The sequence below is a fragment of the Vibrio mytili genome, from assembly GCF_049563345.1.
GTDB classification, from domain to species: Bacteria; Pseudomonadota; Gammaproteobacteria; order Enterobacterales; family Vibrionaceae; genus Vibrio; species Vibrio mytili.
In genome coordinates this window covers 1,412,468-1,432,059 of the sequence record NZ_CP110481.1, presented here as the reverse complement: position 1 = coordinate 1,432,059, position 19,592 = coordinate 1,412,468, and the positions used below count along the sequence as shown (strand labels likewise).

The following is a 19,592-nucleotide window of genomic DNA, read 5'->3' as shown; positions in this document are numbered from 1 at the left end:
TCGCTATTCTTCTAGTGCTTTCGTCACTTTCTCGAACAGGTCTTTCGCTAGATTGTCCATTGCTTTTAACTTCTCAAGCTCGTTGCGAATCAACGATTGACGTGCTTCATCATACTTACGGAACTTAAGAAGTGGATCAATCATGCGTGAGGCAACTTGAGGATTTGAGTCGTTTAACTGGCGTAATATCTCACCTGCAAACTGATAGCCACTTCCCGACTTATCGTGAAAGCGCACTGGGTTCGCATTTAGGAATGAACCGATCAAGCTACGGGTACGATTCGGGTTTTTCAAGCTAAAGGCTTCATGCCCCATTGTCTCTTTGACTACTTCGAGTGCGTTTTCTGCTGGATTGCTGCCTTGAAGTATGAACCACTTATCCATCACCAAACCGTCGTGCTTCCATTTATCACTGTAATCAGTCATCAGTGCTTCACGACATTCTAGCCCTGCGTTGTTCGCTGCTGTCATTGCCGCAATCGTATCTGTCATGTTGTTAGCAGACTCATATTGCGCTTGAACGAGCTGATTACCCGCATCTGTATAGGCTAAAAATTGCAGACACTGATTCCGTAACGCTCGTTTGCCTATCGCGTCATGATCGATCGAGTACTCCGATTGTTTCAGTGTATGGTATGTGGCGCTGAGTTCATCTTCGAGGGCCGAAGAAAGTGACACTGTAATGCTATTGAGCACTTTGTCCACGGCATCAATGTCAACTTGTTGATACCAGCCAGTAATCTCGTTAATTGACGGTAGCGCAAGCACTTGAGCAATAAATGCAGGCTCTAAAGTTTCGTCCAATATCACGCCACGAAATGCATCGATAAGCGCTTCAGACAGCTGGATTTCTTTGCCTGCTTGAACGTTTATGACATTTTGACGAATGTATTTTGCCAACAACATTTGGCTTGCATCCCAGCGAGCAAAATCATTGGTCGCATGCTTCATCAAGAATATCAGCTCGTCGTCATTGTAATCGTACTCCAGTTTCACTGGTGCAGAAAATTCACGTAGCAATGAAGGCACTGGTTTTTCTGCAACATTTTCGAATACGAATGTCTGTGTATCTTGTTTGATATCAAGTACGTTGTTAACTGATTTTCCGTTGATAACTAGCGGAATCACTTGACCTTTCGCATCGTACAATTCGATATCAAATGGAATATGTAGCGCCTGTTTTTCAGCTTGGTCATGCGTCGATTCAGTAAATTGTTCAACAGTCAGCGCGTAAGTGTTTGCATCTGCATTATATTCACTACTGACGCGTACTGTTGGTGTTCCTGACTGACTGTACCAAAGACGGAATTGTTTTAGATCCACGCCGTTTGCATCTTCCATAGCTGAGACAAAGTCTTCACACGTTGCCGCAGTACCATCGTGGCGCTCAAAGTAGAGTTTCATCCCTTTCTGGAAGCCTTCCTCACCCAATAATGTATGGTACATACGAATGACTTCACTGCCCTTTTCGTACACAGTTAAAGTATAGAAATTATTCATTTCTATCACTTTGTCTGGACGAATTGGGTGAGACATTGGGCTTGAGTCTTCAGCAAACTGAGGACCACGAATAATGCGAACATTATCGATACGGTTAACAGCACGTGAGCCGAGATCGGACGAGAACTCTTGGTCACGGAATACGGTTAAACCCTCTTTCAAGCTCAACTGGAACCAATCGCGACATGTCACGCGGTTACCCGTCCAGTTATGGAAATACTCATGACCAATGACCGCTTCAATACCAAGGTAATCTTTGTCAGTAGCGGTTTGATCATTAGCAAGAACGTACTTTGAGTTGAATATATTCAACCCTTTATTTTCCATCGCTCCCATGTTGAAGAAGTCAACCGCTACGATCATGTAGATATCTAAGTCGTACTCAAGACCGAATCGTTCTTCGTCCCATTTCATGGAGTTGATTAAAGAAGTCATCGCATGATTAGCACGATCAAGATTGCCTTTATCAACAAAAATTTCCAGATCGACACTACGCCCAGATACTGTTGTGTACTTATCACGAAGAACGTCAAAATCTCCCGCGACTAGCGCAAATAGGTACGCTGGTTTTGGGTGTGGATCTTGCCATTGCACCCAATGACGACCATTTTCTGCCTCACCCTCAGCAATACGGTTACCGTTACTTAGCAAAAATGGGTATTTGGCTTTATCGGCAATCACCTTAGTCGTGTACTTCGCCAACACATCAGGACGGTCTAAATAGTATGTAATTCGACGAAAGCCTTCCGCTTCGCACTGAGTACAAAATGCACCACCGGACTTGTATAAACCTTCTAGTGCGCTGTTACCCTCTGGATCTATTTTAGTGATGATCTCAAGGTCAAACTCGGCAGGGAGATCCGTCAAAACCAATGAAGCATCTTTAACCTCATGATGCGCCCAATCCTCTCCATTAACTTTGACCGAAAGCAACTCTAACCCTTCACCATCTAATTCAAGTGTATTGGTGTCACCCTTTTGAACAACCTTTGACAACGCAGTAACACGAGTGTCGTTGTCAAAAAGATCAAACGTAAGATCGATATCGGTAATAGTGTGAGATGGTGCTTTATAATCTTTACGATATTTGGCTTGAGGAGCTTGGGACATGTCGTAAATCCTTGTATGTCGAACTACAAAAATACCAATTCGCTCGACTTAATGTCTCGAATTGGTATCACGATATAAACTATTAGTAGGGGTTGCGGTATCAGAATACAAGTCATTATCAGAAAAAACTGGGGTTTTATCGAGTTAATCACATCTATCGGGCAATATTTAACCAAGTCTAGCCTAAAGCACTGCAAATGCAGACGAGACAAATCATAATGTCGTTTCTACGACTTACTCTCGAACACTCCTCGTCATTATGAAACCTATTGCTTTTTATTTCGCATTCATCAATCTCTAAGCATTAACATGCTGCCATCTCTAAACGCACAAAATCAACTATTGCGGGATGATAACTCGATTGAGTACCGCGTACATTTCACCGTTCGGGTCTTTAATGGTCAATTCATTTTTATTGAGCTTATACGTCGTACCTTGCTCACCATTTTCATATAAAAGAACCAAGTACTCATCCTCGGTATAAAACACGCCTTGCTTTATCGATTCTTCTCCCGCTTCATTTGAAACACGAAACATAAACACAAAATCAGGTTGAAGAATGAGATCCATATGGTTGATGTTATTTGCCACCAGCCCTTCCCCGGAGACATGAGAACTAGACCATATACCGGCCAGTGCATTTGAGAGTCCTTTAGTGAACGTCACACCATTAAGATCAAGAGTGTTGTGATTGTTCTGATATTGGTAGATTTGTGGCTCATCGCTATTTAATCCAAGCACAATGGTGTCTTCGTTAGCGCTGTAGCTCCCTTCCCAATGGTCAACCGAATAATCCCGTTTTTGAATATCAATTGAGAATAGGTAGTCAGAGCCTAACGTCAGCTTGATAACACGAAAGTCTTCCGTTGTCTCTTGCATAGAATTAGGATTAATCAAATACCATTCACCAATCAAGAATGGTGTATCGAAATGACTTAACTCGTCTTGCTTTACACTTGGGTTTTCCGCACTAGCAGCCACCACGTTAAAACACAGCAAGCTAAGCATAATAAAGAACCATTTCATATCGGCATCCTTATCGTTTTCTTATAGCTTAGGCTTTTGTCGGCACTCTCGCTAAAAATTAGATCAATATCACGTAATTTACTCGAGTGAAATAAGAGGATAACGCGCTTGTAATGCGGCAGGTAGACGAAGATAAAACCATAAAAAAAGAGCGAGACCTTACGGCTCGCTCTTTTTATATGCATGAACAGTTGTTACGACTGCTTCTCTAGATTTAGCACATCAATCATAATTGATACTGATTCATCAAGATACGCGTCTGGAGCTTCATAATCTTTAGGTACATCATCTAAAGATTTGAATGCCTTTTTACCCAGCGCGACTTGTCGCTCATTAATTCGCTCCAAGCTTAGCGCGTCGGCTTTATCAGACTCTTCTTTGCGGACCTTTTCGTTTAGAGACAGCATGTTATCGTCTTTCTCTTTACGATACTTCTCAATGTCTTGTTTAATGAAACGAAATTCCATTTCATTATCAATACGTTGGTTATGAAGTTTGGTCAGCTTGGCAATCAACCCATCGTTATCTGGGTAAGTTTGATAATTCGCTTTTTCAATACTATCCCAAGGTAGCGCATTCTCTTCAACGCTTTCGCCCGTTTCTGATGCTTCTACCGCGGTTGGGTAAGTAATATCCGGTGCGACCCCACGATTCTGAGTACTGCCACCATCAATGCGATAGAACTTTTGAATGGTGTACTGCACGTAACCAAGTTCTTTATCAAACAGATCGTAGATATGATTCAATGAACGATGTTGCTGAACGGTCCCTTTACCAAACGAGTTTTCACCAAGAATCAAAGCACGATCATAATCTTGCATTGCAGCTGCAAATATTTCAGAAGCCGATGCACTGTATCGATTGATGAGTACAGAGAGAGGCCCGTCGTAGCTAATTTTGCCATCTCTGTCAGCGTTAACTTTGATACGGCCATAACTGTCTCGCACTTGCACAACTGGACCATCTTTAATAAATAGCCCTGTTAATGCGGTCGCTTCTGTTAAAGCACCACCACCATTATTACGCAAATCAACGATCACACCATCCACTTTTTTGGCGTTGAATTCAGATAGCAATTTGTCCGTATCTTTTGATAGACCAACATAAAAACTTGGTACTTCTAGTACACCAATTTTTTTGCCATCTTTTTCAATAATTTCGGATTTGACGGCTCGATCTTCCAGACGCACTTTGTCACGAACAATAGTGACAATGTAACTCTTAGCGTTATTCCCTTCAGGCAGAATCTGTAAGTTAACCTTGGTTCCTTTAGGTCCCTTAATTAGCTGTACAACATCATCTAAACGCCATCCGATGATATCAACAATTTCTTCGCCATCTTGACCAACACCAATGATGCGATCACCCTCGCCTAATTGCTTACTTTTTGAAGCTGGGCCTCCAACAACTAATGAGCGAATCACCGTATAATCATCCGTCATCTGAAGAACGGCACCAATACCTTCAAGTGAAAGGTTCATCTCAGACTGGAATTGCTCTGCATTTCGCGGTGAAAGATAACTGGTATGCGGATCGACTTGACGAGAAAAAGCATTCATATAGACCTGGAATGCATCTTCGTTATTGGTTTGAGTAATTCGCTTCATGGCGTTGTTATAACGCTTTTCTAAAACTTCTTTAATTTCTGGCCATTCTTTGCCAGTTAGTTTTAGATTTAACGCGTCGTATTTAACACGCTTGCGCCATAACTCATTCACTTCCGCTTCATTTTTTGGCCATGCTTCTTTAGAACGATCAAGTTCAATTTCTTCATCTGTATCAAACTTGATTTCGTTATCAAGAAGAGTAAGCGCATACGCGAAACGTTCAAAACGCTTTCTCATCGCAAGATTATACACATCAAAAGCGATCTGATTGTTGCCCGCTTTTAGCTGGTCATCTAGTTGAGTAGACCAATCTTTAAAAGAGTCTATGTCTGCTTGAGTAAATATATTTCTATTGTAATCAAGCATTTCTATATAGCGTTCAAAGATCGCCTTTGAGAAGTCATCATCAAGACTGAAGTGCTTATAATGAGATCGGGTGAATCGAGAGGTAACTCGTTTACTGGCCGTTTCGTGCTGAACTTCCGGAGCAAGCACTGGCAAGTCTTTGAGGGTTAATTTGGCTTCTAGAGCCTGAGCTGATGATGCTGCCAGCCATAAGCCAGCAGCGATCAGTGTCAGTTTTGAACGGCAATTCATGCGTAGGAGTATCTCCTTTAGGCGCGCAAGTGCTCCGCTTTTACAACCATTTGTAGGCCGTTAGCTAGCTGAACACGTACATCATCCTTATTGATTTCAACAATGGTCGCTGCCATGTTTCCTTTACCCATGTTCACGTTTATTGCATTACCTACTGTAATTTCTTCAGCATTTAGTGCACGTGTTTCCACAGGCTTAGTCTGTTTTTGCTCTTTAGGCTTGTTAGAACGACGAGGCTGTTGCGGCTTTTTAGCTGCAGGTTTTGCTTTCCCCTTGCCTTCTTCACGAGCTTTTTGTGCTTGTTCCTTACGACGCGCTTGTACTTTTGCTTTGCTTTCAGCAAGTGTCGCTTTCGCGTGCTCTACGTGTTCTTCTTCTAGTTCACCACATGCGTTGCCATCAAGATCAACACGTACCGCACCTGGTTTAACACCATGAAGGTAGCGCCATGATGAAGTGTACTGTCTTAACGCTGCACGAAGCTGAGTTTTGCTTACTTTTTCGTCTTCATTTAGACGTTCCGCAAGATCTTGAAAAATACCAATTTTCAGAGGTTTTGCTTCACCTTCTAAAGTAAAGCATTTAGGGAAACATTCAGCAATATATGCAATAACTTCTTTGCTGTTTTTTAACTTTTCAGTCATGAGGGGTCCTGGTTTGAGCGGATTTCCGCAGAGCATTAAGAAAAAATATTCTCGTATTATAGTGACATGACAAGGAAAAACCACACTCGCGGGTGAATTTATGCATTGTTCGCGTGTGAATTAAGCAGCTTTTCTACTTCAGACATCAAATGGACTAGGCCTTGCTCGTCTATTTCGTTAAATCGACCGATACTTGGACTATCAATATCAAGGACACCCGCTACCTCTCCATTAATCGAAAACGGAATCACAATTTCTGAGTTACTTGCGGCGTCACAAGCGATATGCCCTTCAAATGCATGAACATCGTAAACTCTTTGGGTCGTATTGGTTTTTGCAGCCGTACCGCAGACACCACGTCCCATCGGAATACGGACACAAGCCGGCTTACCTTGGAACGGTCCAAGTACCAACTCATCGCCTTTGGTAAGGTAAAACCCTGCCCAATTGAGGTCTTCGAGCTCCATAAAGAGAAGAGCGCTTAGATTTGCTAAGTTAGCAATAAAATCGGGCTCTGACTCGATCAGGGCTGCAGCTTGTTTGGTGAGTGTTTGATATTGTTTACTGTTCATATTACTTTCCTACTTACTATATAACGCTTCCATTCTCACTGTATGGCGCTAAAATGCAGGCCTACTTAATAATAGGACTTATTCTTAATTACAATGGCTCAGAAAGATGACACTATTAGCCGTTCTTGGTTGATAACACAAGTAAAAAAGCACAAGTCCAAGTTGATCGTTGCAAACTTAATCGCTGTTCTTGCAACCCTGATCAGTGTGCCAATTCCTCTTTTGATGCCATTGATGGTCGATGAAGTGTTATTGGATCAACCAGCCAGTGGCTTGGCTGCAATGAATGCCATTCTCCCTGAAGCATGGCACACTCCTACGGGTTACATCTTTTTCACTTTGTTCTTAGTCGTGTTGATGCGAGCAGCTAGCCAAGCGCTCAACATCCTCCAAGGCCGGCAATTCACGCTAGTCTCGAAGACCATTACCTTTGAAATGCGAAGTAAAATGATCGACAAACTTGGTCGCATCAGTATTCGCCAATATGAAACCAAAGGTAGTGGCGGAATCAACGCACACCTTATCACTGACATTGAAACCATTGATAAATTTATTGGTTCTACTTTAGCAAAATTCGTTATCAGTTTTTTGACCGTGATTGGAACGGCAATTGTACTGCTGTGGCTTGATTGGCGGCTTGGTCTGTTCATTCTACTGGTCAACCCTGTTGTCATCTATTTTTCTCGTAAACTCGGCAGCATGGTCAAACACCTTAAGCGTAAGGAAAACCACTCTTTTGAAATTTTCCAAACTCGTTTGGTCGAAACCCTAGATGGCATCTATCAGCTGCGCGCCGCGAATAAAGAACGTGAATTCCTCCAACAACTAAAAAATAACGCCGATCAAGTTCGGATAGACGCAGATAAGTACGCTTGGCAATCGGAAGCTGCTGGCCGAGTCTCTTTTCTACTGTTCTTGATTGGTTTCGAATTATTTCGTGCAGTTGCCATGTTAATGGTCCTGTTCAGTGATCTCACGATTGGCCAGATTTTTGCCGTGTTCGGTTACCTGTGGTTTATGCTCTCTCCTGTTCAAGAATTACTTGGCATTCAATTTTCTTGGTATAGCGCCAAAGCGGCGTTGAAACGCATTAATGACTTGTTAAAACTTGAAGAAGAACATAGACCCGTGTCCAAAGTTAACCCTTTCGGCAGCCATCGAGAAGTTGACGTGAAAGTTGAGAACGTTGATTTTTCATACAATAATGAACATAAGGTTTTGAATAACCTCTCCTTGCATATCCCGGCAGGGAAGAAAGTCGCATTGGTTGGAGCAAGTGGCGGTGGCAAATCAACCCTCATTCAATTGCTCATTGGTGTTTATAGCCAAAACTCCGGAAGCATTCGTTTCAATGATGAACTCACTGAAGATATCAGCTTTGAAGTGATCCGCGACAAAATTGCCGTTGTATTACAGCAACCTATACTATTTAACGATACCTTGAGGCATAATCTTACTCTTGGTGGGGACTTTGATGATGTGTCATTATGGCGGGCGCTTGAAGTCGCTCAACTCCAAGATGTTATTGCGCAATTGAATCATGGCTTAGACACAGAGATTGGCCGCAACGGGATTCGTTTATCTGGTGGGCAACGTCAACGCCTAGCAATTGCAAGAATGGTGTTGAGCAACCCTCAATTTGTTATATTGGACGAGGCGACTTCAGCGTTAGACACCGCGACAGAAGCAGCATTGCATAAAGCATTAACTGAATTCTTACACGGCAGAACAACATTAATCGTCGCACACCGCCTATCAGCAGTAAAGCAAGCGGACTTAATCTATGTGCTTGAAGATGGCAAAGTGACGCAAACAGGAACCCATGGTGAGTTAGTTGAGCAAGAAGGCTTATATCAAACATTATATGGAGGCATTCAGTCTCACGCATAACTGCTGTTATCTAGAGAGGTCGTCATGACGGCCTCTTTGTCCAAACACGCCGCGTCATCGAAACACGAAACAGAAACCCGTGGCGTTCGCTTGTGTCAAGGCTGTGAATTAGCCGTTGATGTCGTCGAACTTCCGAGCGGTAAACATGCCTATTGCCCTCGTTGCGGAACTCAACTCTATCGCGGTGGGAGCCCAAGCCTTTCAGGTAATCTCGCTATTGCAATAACGTGCCTATTACTTTTTATTCCATCCCATTTTTTTGATTTCATCAGTATTCGACTGGTTGGCGTGATGATTCCCGCCACACTTCCTGATGGTATGCTTACGTTAATGGACGAAGGTTATGTCCTACTCGCGTTGCTGATTATGTTTTGCAGCTCTCTTGCACCATTAACCGTTTGTGTATCCGTTGTAACCGCACATTTATCAATGCACCTACGCTGGTTCCGAGGATTAAAAACGTCGCTTTGGCTGATACAACATCTGAAACATTGGGTGATGTTAGATGTGTTTTTGGTCAGCATTGCGGTCTCGTGCTTTAAACTTCAGGACTATTCGGATATTTTCGTTGGCCCTGGGCTTTTTGGATTGGTATTACTGCAAATATTTACGGTTCTGCTCGTTTCTCGGATTAGTGTGCGTCGCTATTGGGAAACATGGAGGCCCGAAACAAGCTTTGATTTCTCACATAAAAACATACACTGCCATGAGTGTCACTTATCTCAACCAGAGAACAGTCACTGTCGCCGATGCGCTCACAAACTGTATCATCGCAAACCCCAATCGATACAAAAGACCTGGGCATATTTGCTTGTGGCGACCATTGCGATTTTCCCCGCCAACTTAATCCCTATTTCGGTATTATTAACCAATGGTAGACGACTGGAAGATACGATTTTTTCTGGCGTGGCGTCGTTAATAAAAAGCGGTATGTATGGTATTGCTATTATTATTTTTGTGGCCAGCATTGTCGTTCCTGTGATTAAAATTCTTGGATTGGCGTATATCATGCTGTGCATCAAATTTAAACGTTCGGTGTTTAAACGACAACGAATGATGATTTACTTTGCAGTAAAATGGATTGGTAAATGGTCAGTCATGGACTTGTTTGTTATTTCAATCATGATGACCTTAGTCGATCGCGGGCAAATACTCGATTTTACACCCGGGTACGGTGCCGTCGCCTTTGGTGTCGTGGTCGTATTTACCATGCTTGCCGCTGATAGTATCGATCCAAGACTTATCTGGGACCAAACCCAAAAACAATCAGAAAAAGAGTCAATGAATGAGTGATCAGAACAGTTCTCAAACCTCATACGTGCCTGAAGTTAAGAGGAGTAAGGGTATATCTCCCCTTTGGCTTCTGCCTATTCTCACGATGATATTAGCTGGCTGGCTTGTGATGAAATCCATCCATGATGCAGGACAACGGGTACAAATTTACTTTTCAGATGCAGCAGGATTAGTCGCAGGACGAACAACCATTCGTTATCAAGGTCTCGAAGTCGGTATGGTTCGTGATATCAACTTAACTGCTGATCTTGGCAGCATTTATGTCGATGCCGACATATACCCTGAAGCCACCAAACTACTTAACGATAAAACGCGTTTTTGGCTCGTCAAACCGACCGCGAGTATCTCCGGTGTTTCGGGTCTTGATGCGCTAGTTTCCGGTAACTACATTTCGATTCAACCCGGTAACGGTGAGGAGTTTGAAACCACCTTCCACGCATTAGATTCCGCACCGACAGATTTGCGGGTTACGCAAGGCCTAAATATTCAACTCAAAAGTCGCGATTTAGGTGGCGTCTCTGTGGGCTCTCAGATTGTGTATAAGAAGATCCCTATCGGTGAGGTATACAGCTATCAGTTGGACGAAGATGCAAAGTCAGTGACCATAAGAGCGAACATACAAACTCAATATCAGCACATTATCAATAGTCGCAGTCGTTTTTGGAATGTTAGCGGCATCGGGGCCAACATCGGCTTTGACGGTATCGATGTGCGTATGGAAAGTATGAGTGCCTTGCTGGGCGGTGCCATTGCCGTTGACTCTCCTGACGATGGTGAACCAGTAGAAGAAAACACGCAATTTCCTCTTTACAAGGACTTAAAAACCGCGGGTCGAGGCATTGCTGTTAAAATCGCATTGCCGGATGATAACAACATTAGCAGCGCTGGTGCGCCTATTATGTACAGAGGCATTGAAGTCGGCCAAATAACAGACTTAAGCCTCTCTGACGGTAGAGAAGTGATATTAGCATCAGCGGCTATTCAACCCGCATTTAGCGATATGCTCACCACAGGTACACGCTTTGTTCTTGAGGAAGCAAAAGTGTCGCTCTCTGGAGTCGAAAATATATCGAACTTGGTTCGGGGCAACTTCCTTACCATTGTTCCTGGAGAGGGTGAGCGTTCTCGTCAGTTTACTGCGATTCGTAAAAACGTATTTAATCAACAACAGCAAAAGTCGATCGCCATTCGACTCGTTTCTGACAACTCATTTGGTCTCGATAGCGGTGCCAATATACTTTACAAAGGCGTAGTAGTCGGCTCTGTTATCAAAGTTGGACTGACAGGCAGTGAAAAGCAGACTCAAGATGAAGTCTTTCTCGATGTATTAATTGATCAGGAATATAAGCACCTGATTAAATCCAACAACCGCTTTTACGTTACTGGCAGCGCTTCTGCAACCTTAACGGAATCTGGATTGAGTGTCACCGTTCCACCAGCGAAACAACTATTAACCGGATCAATCAGCTTTGTGAGTGAAGGTGCGAACGAAATACAAAAAGAATATCAGCTGTTCCAAAACGAATCGTTAGCAGCATTGGCCCATTACAACCTAAGTGGATCCAAAACGTTAACCTTGTTTGCGCCCGAACTCCCCCCTATTTCAAAGGGCAGCCCTCTACTCTATCGTAACCTTCCAGTTGGCAGTGTGGCAGATTTTCGTTTAGTCGATGGTGGCGTAGTGATTCAAGTCAGCATCGAAAATCGTTTTTCTCACCTGCTCACAGGACAAACGGTATTTTGGAATCGCTCGGGTATAGAGATAGATGCATCGCTTGCAGGTATTAGCGTCAAAGCAAACCCACTGAAGTCCCTGATCCAAGGTGGCATCGCGTTTGATTCAGTTCCAGGTATCGACAATAAAATCGGTGATCGCTGGAAGCTTTACGCCGATCAAAACCAAGCGAGAAAATTCGGACGCGTTATTTCACTGCTCACTGATGGCTCTCAAGTCGTCACTAAAGGTATGCCTATCGAATATCAGGGCGTCAAAGTCGGTGAAGTGACGCTCGTGGTACCCAACTTTCAACGTAGCTTAGTAGAAGTGACCGCACGTATCTTACCGGAGTATGTCGATGATATTGCGGTCGAAGGATCGCATTTTTGGCTAACTGAACCAGAGATAGGACTTGGTGGGGTCAAAAACTTAGCCGCATTAGTTTCTAAGTCGATCAGTGTTGTACCGGGTACGAAAGGCCGTGGTAAATTCAACTTTAAGCTAGAGAACGGTTTCCATCGCGTTCCAGGGGTAATGTTCACACTTCAGAGCGAACATAGAGGGTCTGTACAAGTCGGTACACCGATTCTTTACCGCCAAATGGAAGTGGGACAAGTGACAGACGTGAGCTTAGGGGAATTTTCTGACCGAGTCGTCACGACCATCAAAATCAAACCAGAGTTTGCTTATCTTGTCCGGCAAAATAGCGTCTTTTGGAATGTGTCAGGTGTCGATGTATCCATCGGCCTAACCGGAGCAAATATCAAAGCAGGCACAATTGATAGCCTCGTACGCGGTGGCATTGCTTTCTCCACTCCAGAGCAAACCGAGTTACCGCCAAAAGCAAAGCGCGGTCACTCTTTTTACTTATATCCTAAAGCCGAGGATGAATGGGTACAGTGGCGCACTCCGATTCCTAAGCCATAACGCGAAATACTTAACGTCAACAACCTGTTTATTCACTACCTAATAAAGAGCAGTCACGCTGCTCTTTTTGTTTGCCTATTCGTTTCTTACCTACTTTCGTATACTATTCGCAACAACGCATGCAACTCGCATCAAATTGTATTTTCGCAACAGATATCGTGACGAGGCTTCACTTTGCACCCTAACGTTTACATCCCAGATGCCTTTCTGGAAAAAATTCAAACTATCCTGCCATCTAATCTCAACATGGAGGACTTTGTCTCTGCATGTCAAAGACCGTTACGTAAAAGTATTCGCGTCAATACGCTTAAAATCAGTGTTGAAGATTTTATTGCAAAAGCATCGGCAAAAGGATGGGCGTTATCTCCCGTACCATGGTGTAAAGAAGGCTTTTGGATCGACGCCGACGAAACGAGCGTTCCATTAGGAAATACCGCCGAGCATATGTCGGGGTTATTCTATATTCAAGAAGCCAGCTCAATGATGCCAGTCTCTGCACTCTTTATGGACGAAGACTCTTTTCACTCCGTTCTCGATACGGCAGCAGCTCCCGGTTCAAAAACAACGCAGATTGCCGCATTGATGCAAAATGAAGGTGTTTTAGTTGCCAACGAATATGCCGCCAGCCGGGTCAAAGTTCTGCACGCCAATATAGAGAGATGTGGTGTGCGAAACGCTGCGTTAAGTAACTTTGATGGACGTGTTTTTGGCGGATGGCTACCTGAGCAGTTTGATGCGGTGCTTTTGGATGCCCCGTGTTCAGGAGAAGGTACGCTTCGTAAGGATGAAGACGCCATGAAAAACTGGAGCCAGCAATCGGTACTCGACATTGCAGAGACACAAAAAGATCTTATCGAAAGCGCATTTCATGCACTAAAACCTGGCGGCGTGCTGGTCTACTCAACTTGTACTCTGAGCACTGAAGAAAACCAACAAGTTTGCCACCATTTAAAAGATACATTTGGTGACGCGGTAACGTTTGAAAGTTTAGACGGTTTGTTTGATAAGGCGAACGAGTCACTGACTACTGAAGGCTTCTTACATATATTTCCACAAGTCTACGACTGTGAAGGCTTCTTTGTTGCTCGGATACGAAAAGTGATGTCTGTCGATGCTCCGACAGTGAAAAAGCGCATGGGTAAATTCCCCTTCTCTAAAGCGTCAAAAAAAGAATCCATCGATGTTGCAACACAACTTAAATCAGCTTTGGGGATAGATCTTCCTGACGAGTGCACTATTTGGCTGCGAGATAAAGATGTCTGGTTATTCCCGAACGCTCTGGAACCCATGATTGGTGAACTGCGATTCTCCCGAATGGGAATAAAGATCGCAGAAACACATAAAAACGGCTACCGATGGCAACACCAAGTGGCTACTGCTCTCGCTAATGGTTCGGAGGCCAACGTTATAGAATTAACAACCGAAGAAGCACGTGAATGGTATATGGGGCGCGATGTTCGTCCAATGCATATTCCGGAAAACATCAAGCTCGGAAAAGGTGAGGTTTTTGTCAAATACCAAAACACCGTTATCGGCATAGGTAAGTGGGTCAGTAATCGCGTTAAAAATGGTTTACCTAGGGAGTTAGTTCGAGATAAAAACTTATTTTAACCTGTGGTAATACTATAACTAAATGAAAAGCCATCATATTTATGATGGCTTTTTGTTTTGTAGCACGGAAAGCGTCTCAGAGCCCTAGCTATCTGGGTTTGCTGTACTAAACTCAAGTAAACTAAGTCGTATTTTGAGACGTTCTTTTACTGGATATTTTCCCCGAAAATAAAAAATAAAGTTTAGCGTAGGCTCCACGGAGCCATTTTCCCCTAGGCCCAAAAAAAGGACGACTTTGGGCCGTTTTTTTTGCCTTCTACTTATTATCTTTTTCTTTCAATGTAGATTAAGTGTTTTGTCTTGCTTATTAAGCCAAACGAATATTAAACCAGACGTATGCCATCTTTTTCAATAATGATTTTACCCTGCTTATACAGACCGCCGATTGTCTTTTTATAGGTACCTTTACTCGTACGAAAGGCATCAAATATCGCATCAGGGTCAGATTTGTCATTGAGAGGCAGGAAGCCGCCTTTCTTTTCCAGTTGCTCAAGAATTTTGCTAGACAAATCGTCCATTTTAGCAATGCCAACTTTTTGCAGCGCTAAATCGATTTTTCCATCTTCTCGGATCTGCTTAATAAAACCTTTCAGTTTTTTACCAATGTACAACTTACCAAATACATCTGATGGAAATATCATGCCCCAGTGTTTGCCGTTCACAATAGCTTTATAGCCAAGCTGGCTGCGCTCCGCAATGATCAAGTCGACTTGCTCGTTTACTTCATAATTTGCAGGCGTCTTATCCAACCATTTGTTGAACTTTGTTGTACCGACAATACGCCCAGAAGCGTTATCTGTGTAGACATACACTAAGATGGTTTGACCGGCAGAAAAACGCGTTCTCTGTTCACTAAATGGCACTAAAAGGTCTTTTTCCTTAATGCCCCAATTCACGAACGCACCAGTGCTACTCACACCTTCAATTTTCATTAAGCCCCACTCGCCCACTTGGGCAATCGGCTTGTCAATGGTCGCAGCAAGTTGGCTTTCTGAATCGAAGTACAAGAACACGTCGATGTAATCACCAAGCTCAGTCCCCTCAGGAACATACTTATTTGGCAACAAAACGGAACCGTAATCGTCTCCATCCAGAAATACGCCAAAATCAGCCTGTTTAATGACTTCTAAGCTGTTAATTTGACCAATTTTAATCATGGATTTTGTCTCTTTGTAAATTTACTTTGAATTATACCTAAACTAACAAGAAAATCAGAGAGAAAACCACTCTGCTCTGTTATCCTATTTGGGTATATCCCCAAATAACCTCAAGATGTTTGGAGCTTTTTTTGGTCACCGTTGATAAGCAAGATTCTATTACATTAAAAATCAGTCACTCGCTAGCAGAGAGTAAGAGTGTCGACCTTGATATTTATTTCTTCGTCCCAGGTGAACTTGGCCTCAACTCCGATATCCTTACTGAGTCAGAGTTTTATTACACTTACATAACTCAACAACGTTCATATTACAGTACGGAAATCATGCTTCCTCTGGTTCATAGTCGACTCGCAAAACGAGGCCATCTATCCAATCAGCAATATCGCGTAAGTTTGAGCTTATTTGCCTATCAATATGTCATTGCCTTAGATAAAGCGGTTGCGAGTTTAAACAAACTTGACCCGAGTTCTGTCACCGAAGACGAAATTGATGAAGTGATCAAACTGACGCTTGCCATTCTAAAACGACTTCGACGATCCATTCCCTACGAAGAAAATTTAAAGCGCTATTACGTGAACATTGACAACTATTTGTCTTGGTACACCGAGCAAAAATTTTTATCACTCATTGCTCATTTGCCGCGCGGTGGTGACTACAGCACGATCAAGTCCCGTTTAATCACCTTGTGTGAAAAGGAACAAGCACACAGAAAATTGAACAAATACAACTCATCAAAAGTTGTTGATAATGTAATTCGCCTGTCGAATAAAATGCGTTTGTTAAGACGCTTAATTGAGCATCCTATTGTGCTGCGGGAGCAAACCATTTCAATGGGAAACAACATCAAACGCGCAATTAAGGGGATAGCGACTGGCTTGGTGATGGTCGTTGTCACCTCGACCGTAATCTTGGCACGTGACTATCTAGGAGAAATTTCTGCATCGTTTATTATTGCTTTGTCTTTTATTTATGCGCTTCGAGAAATTTTTAAAGACGATTTACGTGATGCAATGTGGCGTTGGATTCGCAAAGGTAAACCGAAATGGCGCAAGAAATACATTGATCCAACGACAAAAAAAGTGGTGGGACGAAAATTAGAGTGGCTTGATTACAGAACGTTATCAAAGCTACCAGATAAAATTAAAAGCATTCGTAAAAAGCGCATCGTTCAACGAGAAGAAACTATCCTTCATTACCACGAAAAAACGGAGATGGCGACCTCGCTTTTCTTAAGCGGATACGAACAAACAAGAGAAAGTCTATACGTCAACTTGAGACCCATTTTTCGATTGATGGATAAAAGCTCAAATCGTGTTTACCACTTACATGAAGGGCAAGTAAGTAAAGAGTCGATAGAAAAACACCATTTAGTTAACGTGATTGTCAAAGAAGACAATCACAAAGACGAGCCAGTATACTATCGATGGAAAGTCGTGATGAATCGTTCAAAAATTGTTTCCATCGAACAGATCCATCTCACCTAGCCACAGTTTCCTTTAACTTTAAGCCGCTTGCTTAGACTCTTGAGTGGCTTTTTTTATTGAAAGAGTTAAGTGAAATTCGGCCATAGGTTCATCACCATGCAAAGTTGGGCAAAGCGCGATAATTTTTACATCTCGATTCACGCGCTCTCCCGTTGCCAGTGTGTGATCGAGCATTTGGTCAATGACATCCCCATCCTGACAAACAAAGTGCACATCTGCTTCTGGCCGCTTAAGAAAATCCGCCTTTACTCCTTTAAAAGCAAGTGATATTAACTCGCCCTTTTCTTTTGCTTTACTCATCGCTAAAAAACCACCCGCCACATCCGCACCAATTGCTAATGCGCCAAAATACATACTATTCAAATGATTCTTAGTGCGTTTACGCAGTGGAATTTTTACCTCTACATGCTGGCTATCAATCGCAATAATTTTGGGGCGACAAAGCCAAATTAACGGCACCTTTGTGAAACCAAAGACTTTAAGATACAAGTTTGCGCGTCTTACAGCAGATAACATTCTTTACTCTCCCTTCCGTTTGGGCAGATTTTTGATGATGATGTATTCAACGCATCGCCCTACAAATCTCATTAGACCAGTTAATCAACGAAAACCAGACATGTCAAAGAGATGTTAACGGAATGTAGATCTTAAACAGGTGTTTAGTTTATTTACTTCTTCTTCCATGATCACAAGCCCCCGGAAGGCCATGGAAAAGCCAACACTTGCTACAATTTTCCCGACAAATTAGGGTTTACGGCCGAAGAATCCAGCGAAGCAGTTTATTCCTGGCCCCAATTCCGTTATCTTTACTGCTTCGTAATAGAGAATAAAGCTACAAGATGCCTATAAAAACAGATGAATTGAGAACCCAACCTATGGGTCCAATGCCTACCCCCGCCGAACTCGGTAGTGCATATCCTATTACCGATGATGTGGCAGAGCGCATCGCGCAATCACGTCGTCAGATTGAAAATATTCTTGCGGGTGACGATGATCGCTTACTCGTCATCGTTGGCCCTTGCTCTGTCCACGATACAGAAGCTGCAATTGATTACGCCAAACGACTGAGTGACATTCAACATCAGTACAAAAACGAATTGTTCATTGTCATGCGAACCTATTTCGAAAAACCTCGCACAGTCGTGGGCTGGAAAGGATTGATCACCGATCCTAACCTTGATGGTTCCTATGCGCTTGAAGCAGGCCTACATAAAGCACGTAAGCTGCTTTTAGACATCAATAAGATAGGACTTGCCACGGCCACAGAGTTTCTAGATATGATTACTGGCCAGTATATTTCTGACCTGATTTCTTGGGGGGCCATTGGCGCTCGCACTACAGAGTCTCAAATTCACCGAGAAATGGCTTCTGCGTTGTCCTGTCCAGTCGGATTTAAAAACGGCACCAATGGCAATGTTAAAATAGCGATAGATGCCATCAGAGCCTCTAAAGCGTCCCACTACTTTTATTCACCAGATAAAAATGGACGCATGACGGTCTACCGTACCAGCGGTAACCCATACGGCCATATCATTTTGCGTGGTGGTGATAACGGTACAAACTTTGATGAGTCTTCGGTTAAACAAGCATGTGACTCGTTGGCTGAATTCGACTTACCACAGCGATTGATTGTGGACTTTAGTCATGCCAACTGCCAAAAACAACATCGAAAGCAAATCGATGTTGCTCGTGATATTTGTGATCAAATTAAGTCTGGTAGTACGCGTATTGCAGGCGTTATGGCGGAAAGCTTCATCCTAGAAGGCAACCAGCCTATGACAGACATTAACAACTTAACTTACGGTCAGTCTATTACTGATCCATGTCTTAGTTGGGACGACACTGTAACGATGCTAGATTTGCTAGCCGATGCAGTTAAAGCGAAATAATAACAACTTCATTAACTGAGGAATCTTCATGCCATCCTTTGATATTGTGTCAGAAATTGATTCGGTGGAACTTCGCAATGCTGTTGATAATGCGAATCGTGAACTGTCGACTCGTTTCGATTTTCGAAATGTAAATGCGAGTTTTGAACTCATAGAAGAAAACGTAAAAGTCGCTGCTGAAGGCGAATTCCAACTTAAGCAAATGCGCGACATCCTACGTGGTCATTTAGCTAAACGTAATATTGATGCCAATGCAATGGAATCCAAAGATCCAGAAGCGACGGGTAGAAACTGGCATCAGAATATTGTTTTCCGCCAAGGCATCGACACGCCCACCGCAAAGAAACTGGTTAAGCTAATTAAAGAGGCTAAGTTGAAAGTTCAAGCCTCTATCCAAGGGGATAAGGTCCGCGTGACAGGGAAAAAACGCGATGACTTACAAGCAACAATGGCAGCGATCCGTGAAGCAGAGTTAGGACAGCCATTCCAGTTCAATAACTTCCGTGATTAAGAAGCCTAGTCAGTCAATAAAAATGCCGACGAATTGCTCGTCGGCATTTTTGTATCC

The 19,592-nt window shown here is 43.0% G+C and carries 14 protein-coding genes; 7 read left to right on the top strand and 7 right to left on the bottom strand.

Going from position 1 to position 19,592, the window contains the following annotated elements; genetic code table 11:
- Positions 1-3 precede the first annotated feature (3 nt).
- The 5 genes from pepN to ONE56_RS06595 form a co-directional block, all read right to left on the bottom strand.
- Positions 4-2,610, bottom strand: a complete 2,607-nt coding sequence (gene pepN, locus ONE56_RS06615) for an aminopeptidase N (RefSeq protein ID WP_423840462.1) — start codon at positions 2,608-2,610, stop codon at positions 4-6.
- 339 nt (positions 2,611-2,949) lie between these two features.
- On the bottom strand, positions 2,950-3,636 hold the full coding sequence (locus ONE56_RS06610; RefSeq protein ID WP_331438863.1) for a hypothetical protein: 687 nt from the start codon (positions 3,634-3,636) through the stop codon (positions 2,950-2,952).
- Positions 3,637-3,830: 194 nt separating this feature from the next.
- Positions 3,831-5,840: a carboxy terminal-processing peptidase gene (prc, locus tag ONE56_RS06605; protein ID WP_331438864.1), complete on the bottom strand. Its 2,010-nt coding sequence runs from the start codon at positions 5,838-5,840 to the stop codon at positions 3,831-3,833.
- 17 nt (positions 5,841-5,857) lie between these two features.
- Positions 5,858-6,484, bottom strand: coding sequence for an RNA chaperone ProQ (gene proQ / locus ONE56_RS06600; protein ID WP_423840461.1), 627 nt, complete (start codon positions 6,482-6,484; stop codon positions 5,858-5,860).
- A gap of 98 nt (positions 6,485-6,582) precedes the next feature.
- Complete coding sequence (locus ONE56_RS06595; protein ID WP_041154318.1) at positions 6,583-7,056, bottom strand: GAF domain-containing protein; 474 nt, start codon at positions 7,054-7,056, stop codon at positions 6,583-6,585.
- 93 nt (positions 7,057-7,149) lie between these two features.
- Between ONE56_RS06595 and ONE56_RS06590 the strand changes: the two genes are divergently transcribed.
- The 4 genes from ONE56_RS06590 (at position 7,150) to rsmF (ending at position 14,494) form a co-directional block, all read left to right on the top strand.
- Positions 7,150-8,946, top strand: coding sequence for an ABC transporter ATP-binding protein (locus ONE56_RS06590; protein WP_423840460.1), 1,797 nt, complete (start codon positions 7,150-7,152; stop codon positions 8,944-8,946).
- 24 nt (positions 8,947-8,970) lie between these two features.
- The gene (locus tag ONE56_RS06585; RefSeq protein WP_423840459.1) at positions 8,971-10,239 is read left to right on the top strand and encodes a PqiA/YebS family transporter subunit; all 1,269 of its coding nucleotides are present in this window, start codon (positions 8,971-8,973) and stop codon (positions 10,237-10,239) included.
- Entirely contained in the window at positions 10,232-12,883 is a 2,652-nt protein-coding gene (locus ONE56_RS06580) for an MlaD family protein (protein WP_423840458.1), read from the top strand. The genes ONE56_RS06585 and ONE56_RS06580 overlap by 8 nt, the downstream gene beginning before the upstream one ends.
- 174 nt (positions 12,884-13,057) lie before the next feature.
- Complete coding sequence (rsmF, locus tag ONE56_RS06575) at positions 13,058-14,494, top strand: 16S rRNA (cytosine(1407)-C(5))-methyltransferase RsmF (protein ID WP_423840457.1); 1,437 nt, start codon at positions 13,058-13,060, stop codon at positions 14,492-14,494.
- A gap of 323 nt (positions 14,495-14,817) precedes the next feature.
- On the opposite strand, the gene ONE56_RS06570 is transcribed toward rsmF, so the two are convergent.
- Positions 14,818-15,651: a CvfB family protein gene (locus tag ONE56_RS06570; RefSeq protein ID WP_041154321.1), complete on the bottom strand. Its 834-nt coding sequence runs from the start codon at positions 15,649-15,651 to the stop codon at positions 14,818-14,820.
- Between the two features lie 131 nt (positions 15,652-15,782).
- On the opposite strand from ONE56_RS06570, the gene ONE56_RS06565 reads away from it, so the two are divergent.
- The gene (locus ONE56_RS06565) at positions 15,783-17,135 is read left to right on the top strand and encodes a hypothetical protein (protein WP_041154322.1); all 1,353 of its coding nucleotides are present in this window, start codon (positions 15,783-15,785) and stop codon (positions 17,133-17,135) included.
- An 18-nt stretch (positions 17,136-17,153) separates the two neighbouring features.
- On the opposite strand, the gene ONE56_RS06560 is transcribed toward ONE56_RS06565, so the two are convergent.
- Entirely contained in the window at positions 17,154-17,651 is a 498-nt protein-coding gene (locus ONE56_RS06560) for a DUF4442 domain-containing protein (protein WP_331438868.1), read from the bottom strand.
- 323 nt (positions 17,652-17,974) lie between these two features.
- Between ONE56_RS06560 and ONE56_RS06555 the strand changes: the two genes are divergently transcribed.
- Both ONE56_RS06555 and ONE56_RS06550 read left to right on the top strand, forming a co-directional pair.
- On the top strand, positions 17,975-19,024 hold the full coding sequence (locus tag ONE56_RS06555) for a 3-deoxy-7-phosphoheptulonate synthase (RefSeq protein ID WP_041154324.1): 1,050 nt from the start codon (positions 17,975-17,977) through the stop codon (positions 19,022-19,024).
- 28 nt (positions 19,025-19,052) lie between these two features.
- Positions 19,053-19,535, top strand: a complete 483-nt coding sequence (locus ONE56_RS06550) for a YajQ family cyclic di-GMP-binding protein (RefSeq protein ID WP_041154325.1) — start codon at positions 19,053-19,055, stop codon at positions 19,533-19,535.
- Positions 19,536-19,592: the final 57 nt, after the last annotated feature.

Excerpts from the sequence above, each read along its gene's own strand:
- pepN (WP_423840462.1), bottom strand. The coding sequence starts at position 2,610 with ATGTCCCAAGCTCCTCAAGCCAAATATCGTAAAGATTATAAAGCACCA.
- ONE56_RS06610 (WP_331438863.1), bottom strand. The coding sequence starts at position 3,636 with ATGAAATGGTTCTTTATTATGCTTAGCTTGCTGTGTTTTAACGTGGTG.
- prc (WP_331438864.1), bottom strand. The coding sequence starts at position 5,840 with ATGAATTGCCGTTCAAAACTGACACTGATCGCTGCTGGCTTATGGCTG.
- proQ (WP_423840461.1), bottom strand. The coding sequence starts at position 6,484 with ATGACTGAAAAGTTAAAAAACAGCAAAGAAGTTATTGCATATATTGCT.
- ONE56_RS06595 (WP_041154318.1), bottom strand. The coding sequence starts at position 7,056 with ATGAACAGTAAACAATATCAAACACTCACCAAACAAGCTGCAGCCCTG.
- ONE56_RS06590 (WP_423840460.1), top strand. The coding sequence starts at position 7,150 with ATGGCTCAGAAAGATGACACTATTAGCCGTTCTTGGTTGATAACACAA.
- ONE56_RS06585 (WP_423840459.1), top strand. The coding sequence starts at position 8,971 with ATGACGGCCTCTTTGTCCAAACACGCCGCGTCATCGAAACACGAAACA.
- ONE56_RS06580 (WP_423840458.1), top strand. The coding sequence starts at position 10,232 with ATGAGTGATCAGAACAGTTCTCAAACCTCATACGTGCCTGAAGTTAAG.
- ONE56_RS06570 (WP_041154321.1), bottom strand. The coding sequence starts at position 15,651 with ATGATTAAAATTGGTCAAATTAACAGCTTAGAAGTCATTAAACAGGCT.
- ONE56_RS06560 (WP_331438868.1), bottom strand. The coding sequence starts at position 17,651 with ATGTTATCTGCTGTAAGACGCGCAAACTTGTATCTTAAAGTCTTTGGT.
- ONE56_RS06555 (WP_041154324.1), top strand. The coding sequence starts at position 17,975 with ATGCCTATAAAAACAGATGAATTGAGAACCCAACCTATGGGTCCAATG.
- ONE56_RS06550 (WP_041154325.1), top strand. The coding sequence starts at position 19,053 with ATGCCATCCTTTGATATTGTGTCAGAAATTGATTCGGTGGAACTTCGC.